This window comes from Caulobacter henricii (assembly GCF_001414055.1).
Taxonomy (GTDB): Bacteria; Pseudomonadota; Alphaproteobacteria; order Caulobacterales; family Caulobacteraceae; genus Caulobacter; species Caulobacter henricii.
Genome location: NZ_CP013002.1, coordinates 628902 through 646693 on the forward strand (window position 1 = coordinate 628902; position 17792 = coordinate 646693).

Consider the following 17792-nt stretch of genomic DNA (forward strand, 5'->3'; position numbering starts at 1 on the left):
GGTTCCTGTCAAGGCGCAGGCCCTGAGAGAGCCGAATGAAAAAGGGCCGCCCCTGGGGACTGCCCTTTCTTTTGAACCTTTGGAATGGGCCTAGTGGGCGGCCTTCTTGTCGTCGTGGGCAGCGGCGGGTTCCGCCGGGGCCTTGGCGGCTGAGGCCGGGGCTTCAGCGGTGGTGGCGGCCTCGCCCTCTTCCATCGGTGCAGCGGCGGCGTCGGCGGCGGCCTTGTTGGCGTCGGCGGCGGCCTGTTCCTTGGCTGTGGCAGCATCGGTCACCGTGCTGGCTCCGGCGGCAGCGGCCTCGGCAGCGGCGGTCGAGGCGTCGTGGCCTTCGTCCTTCTTGCCGCAGCCGGCGAGCGACAGGGCAGTGACGGCGACGCCGGCGACGAGGAGCGTGCGAAGAACTTGGGTGCTCATGGGATTCCCTAGCAGCTGAAAGTCTGATCGGTCGTCCGCCATTGCGGGCGACGGCGCATCTTCAAGGGAATACCCGTTCGAACGGACGCGCAAGCTTGAGGTCACGCGCCCGTGATTACTTCGAAGACAGGAGTCCGGTGCCGATCAGGCCTCGTTGGGGATCTGCGACAGGGCTTCTTCGAGCTCGACGAAGCTGGGCTGGGCCGTCGACGGCACATTGCCACGGCCGATCTCGACCGAGATCTGGGCGGCATTGCCGTGCAGGTGAGCCACCAGGACAGCCTGGATGATCTTGTAGAAGGCCGCGTCCTCGTCGATGATTCCGGCCAGACGGGTCGCCATCGGGCCCACCAGGCCATAGGCCATGAACACGCCCATGAAGGTGCCGACCAGAGCGCCGCCGATCATGCCGCCCAGAACGGCGGGCGGCTCAGTGATCGAGCCCATGGTCTTGATGACGCCGAGCACGGCGGCGACGATGCCCAGAGCCGGAAGGCCGTCCGAAAGATTGGTCAGGGCATGGGCCGGGCCGTGGGCTTCGTGATGGTGCTTTTCGAGCTGCTTCTCCATCGCGTCTTCTACCTGGTGGGGATCTTCCAGGTTCATGGTCATCATCCGCAGGGTGTCGCAGATGAAATCGACGGCGAAGTGGTCCTTGGCGATCTTGGGGTAGCGCGAGAAGATCGAGCTCTCGTGTGGCTTTTCGATGTGGCTTTCCAGGGCGATCACGCCCTTGGACTTCATGGTCTTGGTCAGCAGGAACAGCAGGGCCAGCAGGTCGCGATAGTCCGAGGGCTTCCACTTGGGGCCGGCGAAGATCTTGCCGAGGGCGGGGCCCGTGCCCTTGATCACCGTCATCGAATTGGCAATCAGGTAGGCGGCGACTCCGGCCCCGCCGATGGCCATCAGTTCGTGCGGGGCGGCGTGCAGGATCACGTCCATCTTGCCGCCCGAAATCAGGTAGCTGCCAAACACCAGGGCGAAAAGCAGGACGATGCCGATGATCTGGAACATGACGGAAGACCGACCCCGAGAATTGATGCGGCATCATCGCGATTAATGATTAATCCAACGTTCCTGCGGGCCGCATTGCGGCGAGTTGCGCGCGGACAGCGAGCAGCCTAACAGTCGTTTGATGTCGACCCCTGCACAAGAAACCCGGAGCCACCGGCGTGCCTTCGCGATCCTCTTCGGAGTGTCGGTGGTCTCGGCCATGGGCAATAGTGGCATGTGGTCGGTGCTTCCGGCCATCGGGCGGGAGATCGGTATTCCCGATGTGCTGGTGGCGGCGATCTTCTCGCTGTCGGCCGTGCTTTGGGCCATCAGTTCGCCCTTCTGGGCCCGCCAGTCCGACCTGCATGGCCGCAAGCCGCTGATCCTGCTGGGCCTGGCCGGCTTCTTCGTCTCCATGACCCTGTGCGCGATCGTGGTCAGTGCCGGCCTGCACCATCTGGCCACGCCCATGGTGATCTTCGGCCTGTTCCTGACGGCGCGAGCCCTGTTTGGCCTGTTCGGCTCGGCCTCCAATCCGGCCACCCAGGCCTATATGGCCGAGCGGACCAGCCGTGAGGAACGCACCCAGAGCATGGCCACCCTGGCCGGAGCCTTCGGGCTCGGCACGGTGGTGGGACCCTTGTTGGCTCCGCTCTTTGTCCTGCCTGTGGTCGGCCTGGCGGGGCCGATGTTCGCCTTCGCCATCCTGGCCGGCGTCATGCTGGTCGTGGTCCAGCGCGGCCTGCCGGAAACCTTCACGCCGGGCCAGGCTGAAGCGCCACCGCGCCGGGGCTTTGGTCTGTCGCTCAAGGGTGAGGGCGCAGCCCTCTGGCGCGATCCGCGCCTCAAGCCGTTTCTGATCTACGGATTTCTCGTCGCCTCCTGCCAGACGGCCCAGTCCCAGACCCTGGGCTTCCTGATCATCGACAAGCTGCAACTGCCGCCGATGCAGGCCCAGGGATACATCACCCTGGCCATGGCGGCCGGGGCGGTAGCCGGACTGTTGGCTCAGTGGGGCCTGATCCGCATGTTCGCCATGCGGCCGCGCGACCTGATGCGCTGGGGCGTGGCGGCGGCGGCGGTCGGCAATGTGATCGTCGCCTTCGCGCCGGACTATGCGGCCGTGGCCATCGGTTTCGCCATCGCCAATCTGGGCTATGGCTTCGCCAGACCCGGCTTCACCGCCGGGGCCTCCCTGTCGGTCGGGGCCAGGGACCAGGCCGGGGCGGCCGGGGCGATCGCAGCCATCAATGGCCTCAATGTCGTGTTCGGCCCTCTGTTCGTCATGCTCTATCGCTGGGTCGGCTGGGGGCCGTTCATCCTCAATGCCGTCGTCCTGCTCGGCCTGCTGATCTACGCCCTCAGGCAGTCAGCCCTGCGCAAGGTCAGCGACTCTGATCCGCAGGAAGAGGCGACCCTGGCCAGCCTCGAACGCAGCGACGAAGGCAGCTAGTTGGCCAGTCGCCTCAGGGCCGCCCCATCGCGCAGCACGATGTGGCGGGTGGTCGGAATGGCGATGATGCCATCCGCCTGCAGCTGGGTCAGGGTCCGGGACACGGTCTCGATGGTCAGGCCCAGATAGTCAGCCATGTCCTGCCGGGTCATGGGAATATCCAGTTCGCCGTCGGCCCCGGTGCGTTCGACCAGGTCGATCAGCAGGCCGACCACCCGTTCGCGCGCGGTTTTCCGGCCCAGCATCAGCACATGGTCCTGGCTGCGCTGCAGGCCCTCGACCGTCAGGCGAAACAGAATCCTGGCGACGTCCACCTGTTTGGCGGCCAGCTGGCTGAGAGCGGCGCGGCGGACCATGCGAACCGTCGTATCGGTCATGGCCTCCGCCGACACCCGATGCAGGTCGCCCGCCTCAATGCCGAAATAGTCACCGGCAAAGTGGAACTCGTCGATTTGCCGTCGTCCGTCACGCAGGGTTCGGAGGGTACGAACCGCGCCCGAAATCACCTGATAGACATGCTCGGCCGCCTCGCCTTCGCCGAAAACCTCTTCGTCACGGGCATGGCGCAGGCAGGGTCCGGTGAAGCCGAAGGGCGCTGCCGTCTGGATCGGCGTGTCGGACGGGCGGAGCGGCGAAAACATCTGGTGGTCCCTCAATGGATCAGATTGTGGAACGCACGAGGCGGCCTGAACATTCGGGTGCGGCGCATAAGGGCCGCTACTTAAGCGAGGCTGCGGAGCCCTTCGGGGAAGCCGGCTTGAGTTGAATCAAGGCGTAAAGGCCGAGCCCCGGCGATGTTGCAGCCATGTGCGGACTTCCTGACGCTTCGGCCGGCGAACCTGCGTGGAGCCCCCTGATCGTGGTGCTCGACGAAGACGAGGCCCTGCGTGAAGCCCTGCGCTTCTCACTGGAGACCGAAGGCTACAGGGTCAGGGTCTTTGCGGCGGCAGAAGCCTTGCTGGCCGCCTGCAACCGACTGGGCTCTGCCTGTTTCGTGCTCGACGAAACCGCCTTTGATGCCAGGCTGAGGGCGGCCCTGCGTCGTCGCCGTGATCCGGTGATCCTGCTGTCGGCGGGCCGCGCGCGCCGCCCCATGTCCGGGACCCGGGTCCGGGTGGTGGAAAAGCCGCTGATGACCGACGCGCTGAGCCGGCAGATCGCGGCGGCCCTGGCCTGACAGCATAGAGGCGCGGTTGGCTACTGTCCCCGCACCGAAAGGGTCATCCGCACGAGGGCGGCCAGGTTGTCGGCATGCATCTTGGTCATCAGCTTGGCGCGGTAGATCTCGACGGTCCGGGGACTGATGCCCAGCTCGCGGGCGATGACCTTGTTGGGATGGCCGGCGACGACCCCGTCCAGAACCTGGCGCTCGCGCTCCGAAAGGGTTTCGAGCCGGTGCTTGATGTCGGCCTGGTCGCCGGAGACAGCCGGGGCCTCCAGGGTGTTGAGGGCGCGCTTCAGGGCGTCCAGGATCCGACCTTCCGAGAACGGCTTCTCGATGAAGTCGACGACCCCCGACCGCATGGCCTCGACCGCCATCGGGATATCGCCATGGCCGGTGATCATGATCACCGGCATGCGGGCATTGAGGGCGGCGAGCCGCGCGACCAGCTCCTGGCCGCTCCTCTCGGGCATGCGGACATCGGTGATCACGCAGCCGGGCCGGGCGGTCGGCAGGGCCGCCAGAAAGTCCGGGGCACCGGCATAGGTGGCGACCTCGAAATCGGCCGACTCCAGCAGGAAGGCCAGGGATTCCCGGGCGCTTTCATCGTCGTCGACCACGTGAACCACGGCCTCAGTCATGGATATCGTCCTCCTGGTCGGCGGGCGGCAGGGTGAAGCGGAAGATCGTGCCGCCGCCCGGATTGGACTCGGCCCAGATCCGGCCGCCGTGAGCCTCGATGATCGAGCGCGAGATGGAAAGACCCACGCCCATGCCCTGCGGCTTGGTGGTCATGAAGGGCTGGAACAGCTTTTCCAGCACTGCGTCGGTGATGCCGCCGCCGCTGTCGGCGACACTGACCCGCGCCCAGCCTTCCTCGGTCAGGTCGCTGGCAATGACCAGTTCGCGCCGCGGCAGGTTCTCCATGGCGTCAATGCCGTTGCGGATCAGGTTCAGCAGGACCTGCTGGATCTGCACCCGGTCGGCGAAGACCTGATCGGCCTGGGGATCCAGGGACAGCCGCACTTCGACCTGGCGCTCCTTCTCACCGATCAGGGCCAGGGCGCTGGCTTCCTCGACCAGCTTGGACAGGCTCTCGACCTCGCGCTCGCTGGCTCCGCGGCGGACAAAGTCGCGCATCTTGTGGATGACATCGCCCGCCCTCAGGGCCTGGGCGGCGGCGCGATCGATGGCGTCGCGGACCTTGGCCTGGTCGGCCGGACGTCCCCGGTCCATCAGGCGTCGCGATCCGGTCAGCAGGTTGGCGATGGCCGACAGGGGCTGATTCAGCTCATGGGCCAGGGCCGAGGCCATCTCGCCCACGGCGGTCAGGCGCGAGACATGGACGAGTTCGTTCTGCAGTTCCTGCAGGCGGGTTTCGGTCTGCTGGCGATCGGTCAGGTCACGGATAAAGCCGGTGAAGGAGGGGCGGGGCCCTCCGGTCTCGCCGACGGCCAGCTCCATCGGAAAGGTCGAGCCGTCCTTGCGCACGCCGACCACGACGCGCCCGACCCCGATGATCCGCTTCTCGCCGGACTCGGCATAGCGGCGCAGGAAGCCGTCATGGGCCTCGCGGTTTGGCGTGGGCATCAGCAGGCTGACATTGCGGCCAAGGGCCTCGGCGGCGGTCCAGCCGAAGAGACGCTCTGCGGCGGGACTGAAGGAGGTCATCATCCCATCACGGTCGATCACCACCACGCCGTCCGGGACGGTGTCGAGGATCGACTGCAGGTGGGCATTGGTGGCGGCCGCCCGACGCCGGGCCGCATGGAACCAGCCGCCGCCAATGGCCATGCCGATCCCGACCAGCAGGAAGATCACCCCGCTCAGGGCACCGACCAGGGTCCGGGTATCGTCCTGGGTCAACAGCCCGACCGCGAGGCTGGCAAAGACCGTTGCGAAGAGGCCGCAGATCAGCCCGCCCAGGGCCGCGCTGACCAGCACGGCCGGAATGAACAGCAGGAACGACGAAGCGGCCGTAAAGGCCTCGCCCAGGGACAGCCGCACCAGAAAGGTCGCCCCGATCGCCAGGGCCGCAACCAGATAGGGGGCCGGGCGCGGATCGCTGAACAGGGGATAGGGGGTCGGGCGGACCGCCTTCATATCGAGTCTCTGTCGCGCGGGAAGCGCCTTGGCGGTCTTATAGCCGAGGGGCGGCCGTCGGCGAGCGGTCATCGTCGGGCCAGGGCCGCGGACTTTTGATCGATGTCAAAGCCGGGGCGACGGGCCCGGGGAATCCTTGTGGACCTCAGCAAGGGAGAGCCTCCATGTCAGGCGGACAAGTCGCATATCTTTCACTGGTCATCGCAGCCTTTTCGACCTTCGCCGTCGTGCTGTTCGGCGTCTATATCCACGCCAATCGGGACTAGGTTGAAGGGGCGGACAGGGTCACCGTCCGCTCGCAGATCGCCACCGGCGAAGGCCGGTGGCTGACCAGCACCAGACCCTGGCCCGTACGGTCCAGGCGCGCGATCAGGCGATCCAGCAACCGGGTCTCGGTGGCGGCATCCAGACCTTCGGTCGGTTCATCCAGTAACAGCCAGGGCGCAGGCCGCAGATAGGCCCGGGCCAGGGACAGCCTCCGGCGTTCACCGCCGGAAAGCCGCTCACCATTGTCGCCCAGCCAGGTGTTCAGACCCGCCGGAGCCGCACGAATGCGCGTGTCCAGTGCGGCGTCCGTGAGGGCTGCCCACATCGCTTCCTCAGTCGCGTCTGGCGCTGCCAGGCGCAGGTTGTCGGCCACGGTTCCGGCGATCAGGGCCGCGTCCTGGGGGGCCAGGGCGAAGGCCGCGCGAACCCTGGCCAGGTCGAGACCGGCCAGGTCGTGCCCACCCAGACGCAGGTCGCCGGCCTTCGACGGCCGCAGCGCCATCAGCCGTTCGAGCAGGGTCGTCTTGCCGCTGCCCGAGGCGCCGGTGATGGCGATACGGCTGCCCGCCGAAAAGTCCTGCCCGGCAAAATGCAGGTCCAGTCCCGGCAGATCCGTCTCCGTCGCCGGCCTGGGGGCATGTCGCAGCACCCCGTCCAGTCGTTCGGCGGCCTGGTCGGCCGCGCCGTCCTGATCGAAGGCCGAGGCCATGGCCCCGACACCCTCCACGGCCATGGTGGCGGCCAGCCCGGCCAGGGCCGCCAGGGCGGCACCGGCCGGAGCGGCCAGCAGTACGGCGGCGACGACGGCCAGGCCAAGAACCGTGGCCTGGGAGACGGCGATCCAGCCCCTGGCCCGGGCAGCGGCCAGCCGGGCCTGATCGACCGCCTCGCCGCGTCTCGCCAAGGTCTGGCGGGCATAGGCCTCGAGACCAAAGGCCCGCAGTTCCGGGGCTGCGGCTGACAGACTGGCGGTGGCGTCCTTCAGGGCCCCGATGCGCGTCTGGATCTCGCGGCCGGCGGGGGCGGAGAACCGGCGGGCCAGGGCCCGGGCGATCAGCAGCGCAGCCGCTGCCGAGACCAGAATCGCCAGGGCGGGGCCCCAGCCCGCCAGAGCGCCCAGCCCGAGCCCGGCCGTCACCGCCGCGCCCGCGCCCCAGGGAGCCGACAGCCGCACAAAGCGGGTCTCGATGGCGTCGACATCCTGGACCAGTCGGGCCGAGGCTTCGCCGCCCGACAGGCTCAGGGCTTCGGCCGGTGGAGCGGCCGCGAGGGCGGAAAACAGCACGGGCCGGATCGCGGCAAGCGACTTCAGGGCGGCGGCATGACCGCTCAGGCGCTCGCCATAGCGCGCGCCGGTACGCAGAATGGCCAGCAGCCGGATGGTGGCGCTGGGCAGCAGAACATTGAAGGCCTGGGCGCTGGCCAGGCCGGCGAGGCCCGCCAGGAAAGAGGCCGTGATGAACCAGCCCGACAGGCCGAGAAGCAGGGTCGAGGCACCACCGACCACGGCCGCGCAGATCGCCGCCAGCCACAGGCCCTCGGCATGACGGCGGCGCTGCAGCCGGATCAGGGTCTGTAGGGGCGAGGGGCTCATGCCAGGGTCACCACATGGTCGGCCAGGGCCGCGACGGCCTGGGCGTGGGTGGCGATCAGGGTGGTCCGGCCCCTGGCCGCCTCGGCTATGGCCTCGAGGAGCTCGGCTTCTGCAGCGGCATCGAGATTGGCGGTCGGTTCGTCCAGCAGCAGGATCGGCGCAGGCTTGAGGATGGCGCGGGCCAGGGACAGTCGCCGCCGTTCGCCCCCCGACAGACCGCTGCCCCGCTCGTCCAGCCAGGTGTCCAGACCCGCCGATCGCCTGGACAGGGCTGCGGCTAGCCCCACGCGCTCGGCGGCCGACTCGATCTCGGCCCGGCTGGCGCTGCGATGGGCCAGGGCGATGTTGTCGGCCAGGGATCCCGGCATGATCAGGGGATGTTGTCCGGCCCAGGCGATCTGGCCCGTCAGGCTGCCGAGCTCGGCCAGGGTCTGGCCATTGACCAGGACCGCGCCTTCGGTCAGCGGGGCCAGGTCGAGCAGCAGGTTCAGCAGGGAGGTCTTGCCCGAGCCGCTGGGGCCCAGCAGGGCGACGATCTTCCCGGCGGCAATCTCCAGATCAAGCTGCTGCACGGCCGGGGCATCGGCCTCGGGATAGTGGATGGTCACCCGGCTGAAGCGGATCACCGGCGGTTCAGTCAGGGTCGGTGCGTCGGTGCGAGGACTGGCCGAAGGCAGGGCGATCAGGCTGGCGGTCGCGGCCTCGGCGGCCTGGCGGTCGTGATAGGCCGCCGCCAGCCGCCGCATCGGCAGATAGATCTCCGGGGCCAGGGCCAGTACGAAGAAGGCGCGCTTCAGGTCCAGCTGTTCGGGTACCGGAAACGGCAGCAGGCGCAGCAGGTTGAAGCCGCAATAGACCGCTACCAGGGCCACGGAGAGGGCGGCAAAGAATTCCAGTGCCCCCGTCGAGAAGAAGGCGACCCGCAGGACCCTTATGGTGCGGTTCGCCAGGTCTTCGGCCGAGCGGGCCAGATCACGGGTGATCCGCGACTCGGCCTGGAAGGCCAGCACCACCGGCAGGGCGCGCACCCGGTCGAGAAACATCCCCGAAAGCCGTTCCAGGGCGAGGAACTGGGCGCGGGATTCGGCTGCGGCGGCCGTACCGGCCAGGGCCATGGCGATGATGAACGGGACCAGGGCCCCCAGCAGGATGGCTGCAGCGATCGGGCTGGCGACGGCCGCGACGGCGATCAGGGCCAGGGGCGTGGCAGCGGCGGCAAACCGGGCCGGGATGAAGCGGGAGACATGGCCGTCCAGAGCCTCGACGCCCTCGACGACGGCGGTGGTCACGGCCGCACTCGAGACACTGCCGCCGGGATTGCGGGCGACCAGGGCCGTCACGGCCTCGGCGCGGGCGGCGGCTTTCACCCTGGCGGCAGCCTCGGCACCCGCCTCCAGGGCCAGTTTGGCCATGACGCCGCGGGCGATCATCGCCAGGCAAAGCAGGGCAAGCCAGACGCGAAAGCCTTTTCCGGTCGCCAGGGCGTCGATCGTAAAGGCCAGGGTCGCCGCAAAGCCGGCAGCAGCAACGCCGTCCAGCACAACAAGGCCGCGCGCGCGGCGCAGGGCAGACGCGCCCGCGCCTGCGAGGGCCATCAATTTCGTGGCGACCGGGGAGGGGCCAGCGATAAGCGCTGGACGAGCTTGCATGGGTTGAGTGTAGGTTGGCGATGTCCGTTGGCCTTGATATGGATCAAGGCTTTTGCGGTCGGACCGGCCTAGGGCAGAGCTCTCGGTCGGCGCGATCATTCGCCGTCCGTATCGGAGCTGTGCATGGACCCCGCCGTCGTCGATCTCTCGAGGCTGCAGTTCGCGCTGACCGCGCTGTACCACTTCCTGTTCGTGCCTCTGACCCTGGGGCTCTCGTTCATGCTCGTCATCATGGAGAGCATCTACGTGATGACCAAGCGCCCAATCTGGCGAACGGTCACGCGGTTCTGGGCCGGGCTGTTTGGCATCAACTTTGTCCTGGGCGTGGCCACGGGCCTGACCATGGAATTCCAGTTCGGCATGAACTGGTCCTACTACTCGCACTATGTCGGGGACATCTTCGGCGCGCCGCTGGCGATCGAGGGCCTGATGGCCTTCTTCCTGGAAGCCACCTTTGTCGGCCTGATGTTCTTCGGCTGGGACAAGCTGTCCAGGGTGGGACACCTGTTCGTCACCTTCCTGGTCGCCGTCGGCACCAATTTCTCCGCCCTGTGGATCCTGGTCGCCAATGGCTGGATGCAGAACCCGGTCGGCGCGGCCTTCAATCCTGAGACCATGCGCATGGAGGTCACCGATTTTGGTGCCGTGATCTTCAATCCGGTGGCCCAGGCCAAGTTCGTGCACACGGTCAGCGCCGGCTACACCATCGCCGCCGTCTTCGTGCTGGGGGTTTCGGCCTGGTATCTGCTCAAGGGCAAGTATGTCGGCGTGGCCAAGCGCTCGATGACGGTCGCCGCCGCCTTCGGCCTGGCCTCGTCCCTCTCGGTCGTCGTGCTGGGTGACGAGAGCGGCTATACCCTGACCGACAACCAGAGAATGAAGCTGGCCGCCCTTGAGGCCATGTGGGAGACCGAACCTGCCCCGGCCGGCCTGGCGGCCTTCGGCATTCCCAGCCTCGCTGACCGCAAGACCCACTACGAGGTCAAGATTCCCTATGTGCTGGGCCTGATCGCCACGCGCAGCATCGACAAGCCGGTCGCCGGCATCTTCGAACTGGTCGCCACGGCCGAGGATCGCATCGAATCCGGGATTATCGCCTATGGTGCCGTGGAGGCTCTGAAGGCCAATCCCAAGGACCTCGCCGCCCGGGCCACCTTCGAGCAGCATCGCCGCGACCTGGGCTATGGCCTGATGCTCAAGCGCTATGTCTCCGACCCGCGCATGGCCGATCCGGCCACGATCAAGCGCACGGCCTGGGATACGGTGCCCAATGTGCCGGTGATGTTCTGGGCCTTCCGGATCATGGCCGGGACCGGCCTGCTGCTGATCGCCCTGTTCGCCACCGCCTTCGTGCTGGTCACCCTGCGCAAACACCAGACCAAGTGGTTCCTGATCCTGGCGGTCTGCGCCATCCCGCTGCCGTGGATCGCTTCGGAGCTGGGCTGGGTCCTCGCCGAGGTCGGCCGTCAGCCCTGGGCCGTGGAGGGCGTGCTACCGACCTTCCTGGGCGCGTCCAGCCTGAGCGTCGCCCAGCTCTGGACCACCATCATCGCCTTCACCCTGCTCTATGGCGCCCTTGCGGTGGTCGAGGTCGGGCTGATCCTGCGCCACATCAAGAAGGGCCCCTTCGCCGAGCAGGAGACCTTTGCCGTCTCCCCCGCCGGCGAACCGGCCGTCGCCTGAGGAATGACCGTCATGGAACTTCCAATCGACTATGCGACCCTGAGGGTCATCTGGTGGGCGCTGATGGGCGTCCTGCTGATCGGTTTTGCCCTGACCGACGGCTTTGACATGGGTGTCGGGGCCCTGCTGCCCTTCGTGGCCAAGACCGACGAAGAGCGGCGCATGGTGATCAACACCGTCGGCGCGACCTGGGAAGGCAACCAGGTGTGGTTCATCCTCGGCGGCGGCGCGATCTTCGCGGCCTGGCCTCTGGTCTATGCCGTCAGCTTTTCAGGCTTCTACCTGGCCATGTTCCTGGTCCTGGCCGCGATGATCCTGCGGCCGGTGGGTTTCAAATATCGCTCCAAGCGGCCCGATCCGCGCTGGCGGTCCTTCTGGGACTGGGCGCTGTTCACCGGCGGCTTCGTTCCGGTCCTGGTCTTCGGGGTTGCCGTGGGCAATGTCCTGCAGGGCGCGCCCTTCCGCTTCGATAGCGATCTCCGGATCACCTATCTGGGCTCGCTGCTGGGACTGTTCTCGCCCTTTGCCCTGCTGTGCGGCCTGCTTTCGGTCGCCATGCTGGTGCTGCACGGCGCGGCCTGGCTGTCGGTCAAGGCGGAAGAGGGCCCCGTCATCGAACGCGCCCGCCGCTTTGGCGAAATCGCCGGTCTGGCCAGTATCGTGCTGTTCGCCGCCGGCGGCTTCTTCGTCGCCTTCGGGGGGCAGGGGTTCCGGCTTGAGGACCTGACCAATGCCGCCGGACCGTCCAACCCGCTGCGCACCGGCGTCGTCGCCGCGCCCGGCGCCTGGCTGGACAACTATGTCCGCCATAGCTGGATGATCCTCGCCCCGGTCCTGGGCTTTGTCGGGGCCGCCCTGGCCCTGCTGGGCCTGAGGCTGGACAAGGCCGCGCTGTCCTTCACCGGCTCGACCGTTTCGACGCTCGGGATCATCTCCACGGTCGGCCTGTCGATGTTCCCGTTCATCCTGCCCAGCGTTGCCGATCCGCGCTCGAGCCTGACGGTCTGGAATGCCTCGTCCAGCCACCTGACCCTGTTCATCATGCTGGTCTGCACGGTGATCTTCCTGCCGCTGGTCCTGCTCTACACCGCCTGGGTCTACAAGGTTCTGTGGGGACGCAGCACCACGGCCGCCCTGGCCACCAACCCTGACCTCTACTGAGGGAGACGAGACGATGTGGTATTTTGCGTGGGTCCTGGGTCTGGGTCTGGCCGTCGCCTTCGGCGTGCTGAACGGCGTCTGGTACGAGTTCAACCTCGCCGATGATGGCGACGAGGGCCTCTCGGAGCCCTGACCGGTGATCGGCACCGAAATTTCGCGATTGCGACAATCCAGCGCGCGAGTTTGGCGTCACCGTTAACCGTTGTTAAAGGGCGGATCGGTTCTTGTGTCAGCGTGACCCGAAGCGCGCCGGTGGTGTGAATCGGAGCCACGGCTGACCTGACGATCCCGGGGAACCTGATATGTCCGACCCAAATGCGCCGGCCCTGGAGCTGATCTCCTTCTGCATCGGCGAGCAGGAGTTCTGCATCGACGTGAAGACCGTCCGCGAAATCCGCGGCTGGACTCCGGCGACTCCGATCCCGCACGCACCGTCCTATCTGCGCGGCGTCATCAACCTTCGCGGCGCGATCATGCCGGTCATCGACCTGCGCAACCGCCTCGGCCTGGGGGGTCACCATCCCCGAGACCCGCCACGTGATCGTGGTGGTCGAGTGCCAGGACCGCCTGGCCGGCATTCTGGTCGACGCCGTCAGCGAGACCTTCACCGTCTCGCGCGAACACCTGCAGCCGGCCCCTGACCTCGGCGTCGAGGAACTGCGCTTCATCCAGGCGATCATCTCGATGGAAAATCGCCTGATCACCTATCTGCGCATGAACGACGTCTTCCCGGCCCTGATCAGCGAAGCAGCCTAGGCGCTTTCGGTCTTCCGGTTTCGAAAAGCCGCCGTCCGCTCAGCGGGCGGCGGCTTCTTCGTGGGCGGAAGGGGCTGACCAGCCAGGGGGTGTCCGAGCTGTCGCGGATCCTTCACAGCCGTCATCCCGCGCATGAAGCGCGGGGTGACGGGTTGGAGGGCTGCTGAAAAGGCACAGCGTCCAGTTCAGCGGCCTCCCCAGCTACCCCTTCCGCACGATCATCGCCGCCGCGGCATGGAAGCCGGCCTCGGCCTCGGCTGCTGCAGCGACACCGGCGTGGCGGTCGGCGGCGACGCTCATGGCGGCCCGGCCGGTCGTGGGGGCGGCATAGCTGGCCGAGACCTTGCGGGCACCCTCGGCGCGGAGGGTGGCGTTGGAGGCCTGGGTCTCGTGCCAGGTGGCCAGCTGCTCGGCGGTCAGCTTGGCTTCGGGCGAGGCGTCGGCATGGGGCATGACCTCGCCAAAGCCGATGGCCACGAAGCCGTGAATGACGCCGTAGTCCTCTTCCGAGAGCAGGAAGGTGATCTGCCGCTCTTCGACCTGGCCCGTATAGGTGTCGCTGTCGGGATCGAACTCGCGCAGGACCAGGATGTCGCCGACGGCGAAGTCGCGGTCATTGCGGCGGATCTCAAAGCGCTTCTTGCCCGAGCGGACGGCGGCGAAATACTGCGGCCAGGTCTTCAGTTCGTGGCGGTTCATGGTCAGGGCCTTGGTCTGCGCGGCGAGTCGGGGGAGGTCAGGGCGCGGGTGTCGGACACCAGACCCTAGCGGAGGATTAACTCCACCGCACGCGACTGTGGACCGTCCTTGACGCAGGGGAGCCGTTTGACGGCCGGACCAAGGCTGATAGGCTTTCCTGAACAACGATAAGTCAGACGGGGCGGATATGGCGGGCAAGCTTCCCAAGGCGTGCATCATCGGCGCGGGCTGCAGCGGCTTCACGACCGCCAAGCGGCTGAAGGACTACGGCATCCCGTATGACTGTTTCGAGATCTCAGACGACATCGGCGGCAACTGGTACTTCAAGAACCCCAACGGCCTCTCGGCCTGCTACGAGAGCCTGCATATCGACACCTCCAAGTGGCGACTGGCCTTCGAGGACTTCCCGGTTCCGGCCGAATGGCCAGACTTCCCGCATCACGCCCAGCTGCTGCAGTACTTCAAGGACTATGTGGCCCATTTCGGCCTGCGCGAGACCATCACCTTCAACACCCGGGTCGAGACCGCCAGGCGCACGGACGACGGGCTGTGGGCAGTGACCCTCTCCACGGGTGAGACACGGTTCTATGATGTGCTGTTCGTCTGCAACGGCCACCACTGGGACCCGCGCATCCCCGACTATCCCGGCGAGTTCGACGGGGTGGCCTTCCATGCCCACGCCTATAGCGATCCGTTCGACCCCATCGACATGCGCGGCAAGAACGTCGTGGTCGTGGGCATGGGCAATTCGGCCATGGACATCGCCAGCGAGCTGGCCCAGCGCCCGATTGCCAAGACCCTGTGGGTCTCGGCCCGGCGCGGGGTCTGGGTGTTCCCGAAATATCTTAACGGCAAGCCGGCCGACAAGTCGGCCCTGCCGGCCTGGATGCCGCGCAAGCTCGGCCTGGCCCTGACCCGCAAGGTACTCAAGAAGACCATCGGCAGGATGGAGGACTACGGCCTGCCCAAGCCCGACCACGAACCCCTGGAAGCCCATCCGTCGGTGTCCGGCGAGTTTCTGACCCGGGCCGGCTGCGGTGACATCAAGTTCAAGCCGGCCATCCAGGCCCTGGAGGGACCCAATGTGCGGTTCGCCGACGGCAGTGTGGAACAGGTGGACGCCATCGTCTTTGCCACCGGCTACAAGATCAGCTTCCCGTTCTTTGACGATCCGGCCATCCAGCCCGGGGACGATCACTGCTTCCCGCTGTTCAAGCGGATGATGAAGCCCGACGTGCCCAACCTGTTCTTCATGGGCCTGGCCCAGCCCCTGCCGACCCTCGTGAACTTCGCCGAACAGCAGGCCAAGCTGGCGGCGGCCTATCTGGCCGGGACCTATGCCCCGCCCCCGGCCGACGAGATGGACCGCATCACCACGCGGGACGAGGAGCGCCATCTGGGCCAGTTCTATGCCTCGGCCCGGCACACCATTCAGGTGGATTTCAACGTCTATTGCGCCGACCTGAAGAAGGAGATCACCAAGGGCGAGAAGCGGGCGAAGGCGGCGGGCAACCGCCTGCCGGTGGCCGCGCGGGCGGCAGCGCCGGCCTGAACACTGGCCCCCTCCTGACCTGCTGCGCAGGTCGTCCTCCCCCATAGGGGGAAGATGGGTTCGTGCCGCCTCATCTTCCCCCTCCGGGGGAAGACGATCGCGAAGCGATCCTTAGGGGGCAAGTGGCTAGACTGTGCCCATCCAAAGAATCGGAGACCGCCCCATGGCCAAGATCGACCTCGACAAGGACACCCGGGCCGGGTTGACCGACGGCCTGTCGCGCTATCTGAAGGATGAGCTGGATCTGGAAGTCAAAGGCTTCGACGCCCAGTTCCTGCTCGACTTCATCACCGAGCGCCTGGGCCCCTTTTACTACAATCAGGGCCTCCATGACGCCCAGGCCCTGTTCGCCAGCAAGATCGAGAGCATCACCGACGCGGTGTACGAGCTGGAACAGCCGATCAAGGGGTTCTGAGGTCCATGGACCTCGAAGGCCTTGCCCCCTGCCGTGGAATGAGGCTCAAATCATGACGGGGCGTCACGATCGCCTGGTCCATGAGTCGCGTTTGATGTCGAATATCGCCTATTTTCCGAATCCGCCGGCTCAGGATGACCGGCCGGGCAAGCGGGAGCGGACCAAGGTCGCCAATCGGCAGGCCATTCTGGACGCGGCCCGGGAGGTGTTTGGGGACCTCGGCTACGACGCCGCCACGGTGCGCGACATCATCCGCCGCACGGGATTGGCCTCCGGAACCTTCTACAACTACTACAAGTCGAAAGAGGAAGTGTTCGACGCCTTGGCCGATGACGGGGCCCGCCGCTTCCGGCCCCTGCTGCGGGCCGAGATCGACAAGGCGGTCGATTTCCAGTCCTTCCTCAACGGGGCCATCCAGGCCTATTTCGTCTTTGCTGCGACCGAGCAGGAGACCTGGCGCCTGAACCGTCCGGCCGGGGAGCCGGTCCCCCAGGCGCGCGCCACGCCCGAGATCGTCGCGGTGTTCAATGAGGTCCGTGAGGGCTTTGCCAAGGTCCTCGAGCTGGAACATGCCCCGGCCGTCGATCTGGACTATCTGACGGCGGCCTGTATCGCCGTGGCCCGTGACGTCGGCGACAAGATGCTGGAGCGCCGGCCGGTCGATACGGCCGGTGCCGCTGACTTCGCCGTCAAACTGATCCTGGGCGGTCTGACCGCCCTCCCGAAACTCTAGTTCCCGCCAGGAGCCCCCATGGCCGACGTCGCCGTCCAGAAGTTCATTCTGAAGACCCTCCTGTCCCTGCCCAGTCCGATCCTGCGGACCCTGTCGGGGGGCGGTGTCGTCTATCGCGGCGGTCGCACCCTGGACCCGCGGTTCCAGTTCTTTACCCATGCGGCCAAGAAGATGCCGTCGATAACGACCCTGCCGGCGGACGTGGCCCGGGCGGCCAGCGCCCAGGGCCTGCTCGCCGTGTCCGGACCGTCAGAGCCGGGCGTGACCTCCGAGGCCCTGACCATCGACGGTCCGGGTGGATCCCTGCCCCTGAGGGCCTATCGTCCGACCGACCAGGACCCGTCAGCCCCCCTGATCGTGTTTGCCCATTTCGGCGGCGGGGTGATCGGGGACCTTGAGACCTGCCATGCCTTTTGCGGCATCCTGGCGCGGGTGGCCCGCACGGCGGTGCTGTCCGTGGACTATCGCCTGGCCCCCGAGCACCGCTTCCCGGCCGGCCTGGATGACGTGCTGGCCGCCTACCGCTGGGCGCGCGACAATACCGCCCGGTTCGGCGCCGCGGCCCTGCCGCCCGCGATCGGCGGCGACTCCATGGGCGGCAATTTCGCGGCCATCATCGCGCAGGAACTGCAGCGGGCCGGCGAGTCGCAGCCGGCCCTGCAGCTGCTGATCTATCCCGCCGTCGACGTGGCCAGCGAGACGGCCTCGATGACCACCTATGCCGACGCCTATCCGCTGAGCCGTCCGATCATGGAGTGGTTCATGGGCCACTATATGGGCCCCGACGCCGATCCGGCTGATCCGCGTCTGTCGCCCAACAAGACCGCAGACCTGACGGGCCTGGCCCCGGCCGTGGTGATCACCGCCGGCTTCGATCCCCTGGTCGACCAGGGCGAGGCCTATGCCAAGCGCCTTCAGGCCGCCGGGGTGCCGGTGACCTATCGCTGCTATGACAGCCTGGCCCACGGCTTCACGGCCTTCACCGGCGCGGTGCCGGCCGCCGATGCCGCCTGTCGCGAGGTTGCGCGGCTGGTGCGAGCGGCTTTTGAGTCGGCAAAGGCCTAACCACTTTCCGTTCTCCCCGGCGAAAGCCGGGGCCCAGATTCAGTCTGAGCGTCTGGGGATGATGCGCCTTCGGTCTGAGTTAGGCGCGCCGAC

Annotated in this window: 17 protein-coding genes and 1 pseudogene; 10 read left to right on the top strand and 8 right to left on the bottom strand. The window is 67.2% G+C overall.

Annotated elements, in window-relative coordinates; all coding sequences use genetic code 11:
* Nucleotides 1-90: 90 nt before the first annotated feature.
* Together AQ619_RS03015 and motA are read right to left on the bottom strand one after the other, a co-directional pair.
* Nucleotides 91-414, bottom strand: a complete 324-nt coding sequence (locus tag AQ619_RS03015) for a hypothetical protein (RefSeq protein WP_062144059.1) — start codon at nucleotides 412-414, stop codon at nucleotides 91-93.
* A gap of 144 nt (nucleotides 415-558) precedes the next feature.
* Nucleotides 559-1428: a flagellar motor stator protein MotA gene (gene motA / locus AQ619_RS03020; RefSeq protein ID WP_062144063.1), complete on the bottom strand. Its 870-nt coding sequence runs from the start codon at nucleotides 1426-1428 to the stop codon at nucleotides 559-561.
* A 121-nt stretch (nucleotides 1429-1549) separates the two neighbouring features.
* Between motA and AQ619_RS03025 the strand changes: the two genes are divergently transcribed.
* Nucleotides 1550-2860 carry an MFS transporter gene (locus AQ619_RS03025; protein WP_062144066.1) on the top strand — a complete coding sequence of 437 codons (1311 nt, stop codon included), beginning with the start codon at nucleotides 1550-1552 and terminating at the stop codon, nucleotides 2858-2860.
* On the opposite strand, the gene fixK is transcribed toward AQ619_RS03025, so the two are convergent.
* Nucleotides 2857-3501, bottom strand: coding sequence for a transcriptional regulator FixK (gene fixK, locus AQ619_RS03030; RefSeq protein WP_062144069.1), 645 nt, complete (start codon nucleotides 3499-3501; stop codon nucleotides 2857-2859). The two genes, AQ619_RS03025 and fixK, sit on opposite strands and share 4 nt — an antisense overlap.
* Nucleotides 3502-3665: 164 nt before the next feature.
* On the opposite strand from fixK, the gene AQ619_RS03035 reads away from it, so the two are divergent.
* Nucleotides 3666-4037, top strand: coding sequence for a response regulator transcription factor (locus AQ619_RS03035; RefSeq protein ID WP_062144072.1), 372 nt, complete (start codon nucleotides 3666-3668; stop codon nucleotides 4035-4037).
* 20 nt (nucleotides 4038-4057) lie between these two features.
* On the opposite strand, the gene fixJ is transcribed toward AQ619_RS03035, so the two are convergent.
* The 4 genes from fixJ to cydD all read right to left on the bottom strand — a co-directional run bounded on the left by fixJ (nucleotide 4058) and on the right by cydD (nucleotide 9581).
* Nucleotides 4058-4663 carry a response regulator FixJ gene (gene fixJ / locus AQ619_RS03040; protein WP_062144075.1) on the bottom strand — a complete coding sequence of 202 codons (606 nt, stop codon included), beginning with the start codon at nucleotides 4661-4663 and terminating at the stop codon, nucleotides 4058-4060.
* Nucleotides 4656-6125, bottom strand: a complete 1470-nt coding sequence (locus AQ619_RS03045; protein WP_062144078.1) for a PAS domain S-box protein — start codon at nucleotides 6123-6125, stop codon at nucleotides 4656-4658. Before AQ619_RS03045 ends, fixJ begins: the two co-directional genes overlap by 8 nt.
* 262 nt (nucleotides 6126-6387) lie before the next feature.
* Nucleotides 6388-7986, bottom strand: a complete 1599-nt coding sequence (locus AQ619_RS03050) for an amino acid ABC transporter ATP-binding/permease protein (protein WP_062144081.1) — start codon at nucleotides 7984-7986, stop codon at nucleotides 6388-6390.
* Nucleotides 7983-9581, bottom strand: coding sequence for a thiol reductant ABC exporter subunit CydD (gene cydD, locus AQ619_RS03055; protein WP_062144084.1), 1599 nt, complete (start codon nucleotides 9579-9581; stop codon nucleotides 7983-7985). Before cydD ends, AQ619_RS03050 begins: the two co-directional genes overlap by 4 nt.
* Nucleotides 9582-9758: 177 nt before the next feature.
* Here cydD and AQ619_RS03060 point away from each other — a divergent pair, with 177 nt between their 5' ends.
* The 4 genes and pseudogenes from AQ619_RS03060 (at nucleotide 9759) to AQ619_RS03075 (ending at nucleotide 13235) form a co-directional block, all read left to right on the top strand.
* Nucleotides 9759-11318, top strand: coding sequence for a cytochrome ubiquinol oxidase subunit I (locus AQ619_RS03060; RefSeq protein ID WP_062144088.1), 1560 nt, complete (start codon nucleotides 9759-9761; stop codon nucleotides 11316-11318).
* Between the two features lie 12 nt (nucleotides 11319-11330).
* On the top strand, nucleotides 11331-12479 hold the full coding sequence (gene cydB, locus AQ619_RS03065) for a cytochrome d ubiquinol oxidase subunit II (RefSeq protein ID WP_062144091.1): 1149 nt from the start codon (nucleotides 11331-11333) through the stop codon (nucleotides 12477-12479).
* A 13-nt stretch (nucleotides 12480-12492) separates the two neighbouring features.
* Nucleotides 12493-12612, top strand: a complete 120-nt coding sequence (gene cydX / locus AQ619_RS03070; RefSeq protein WP_062144095.1) for a cytochrome bd-I oxidase subunit CydX — start codon at nucleotides 12493-12495, stop codon at nucleotides 12610-12612.
* Nucleotides 12613-12781: 169 nt separating this feature from the next.
* Nucleotides 12782-13235, top strand: a pseudogene (locus AQ619_RS03075) (chemotaxis protein CheW).
* Between the two features lie 201 nt (nucleotides 13236-13436).
* On the opposite strand, the gene AQ619_RS03080 reads toward AQ619_RS03075, so the two are convergent.
* Nucleotides 13437-13934 carry an ASCH/PUA domain-containing protein gene (locus tag AQ619_RS03080; protein ID WP_062144098.1) on the bottom strand — a complete coding sequence of 166 codons (498 nt, stop codon included), beginning with the start codon at nucleotides 13932-13934 and terminating at the stop codon, nucleotides 13437-13439.
* 187 nt (nucleotides 13935-14121) lie between these two features.
* Between AQ619_RS03080 and AQ619_RS03085 the strand changes: the two genes are divergently transcribed.
* The 4 genes from AQ619_RS03085 to AQ619_RS03100 all read left to right on the top strand — a co-directional run bounded on the left by AQ619_RS03085 (nucleotide 14122) and on the right by AQ619_RS03100 (nucleotide 17699).
* Entirely contained in the window at nucleotides 14122-15486 is a 1365-nt protein-coding gene (locus AQ619_RS03085) for a flavin-containing monooxygenase (protein WP_062144102.1), read from the top strand.
* 163 nt (nucleotides 15487-15649) lie between these two features.
* On the top strand, nucleotides 15650-15901 hold the full coding sequence (locus tag AQ619_RS03090; RefSeq protein WP_062144105.1) for a DUF2164 domain-containing protein: 252 nt from the start codon (nucleotides 15650-15652) through the stop codon (nucleotides 15899-15901).
* A 94-nt stretch (nucleotides 15902-15995) separates the two neighbouring features.
* A complete protein-coding gene (locus AQ619_RS03095) occupies nucleotides 15996-16634 on the top strand; it encodes a TetR/AcrR family transcriptional regulator (RefSeq protein WP_062151212.1) in 639 nt (212 codons plus the stop codon).
* An 18-nt stretch (nucleotides 16635-16652) separates the two neighbouring features.
* Nucleotides 16653-17699, top strand: coding sequence for an alpha/beta hydrolase (locus AQ619_RS03100; RefSeq protein WP_062144108.1), 1047 nt, complete (start codon nucleotides 16653-16655; stop codon nucleotides 17697-17699).
* Nucleotides 17700-17792 lie beyond the last annotated feature (93 nt).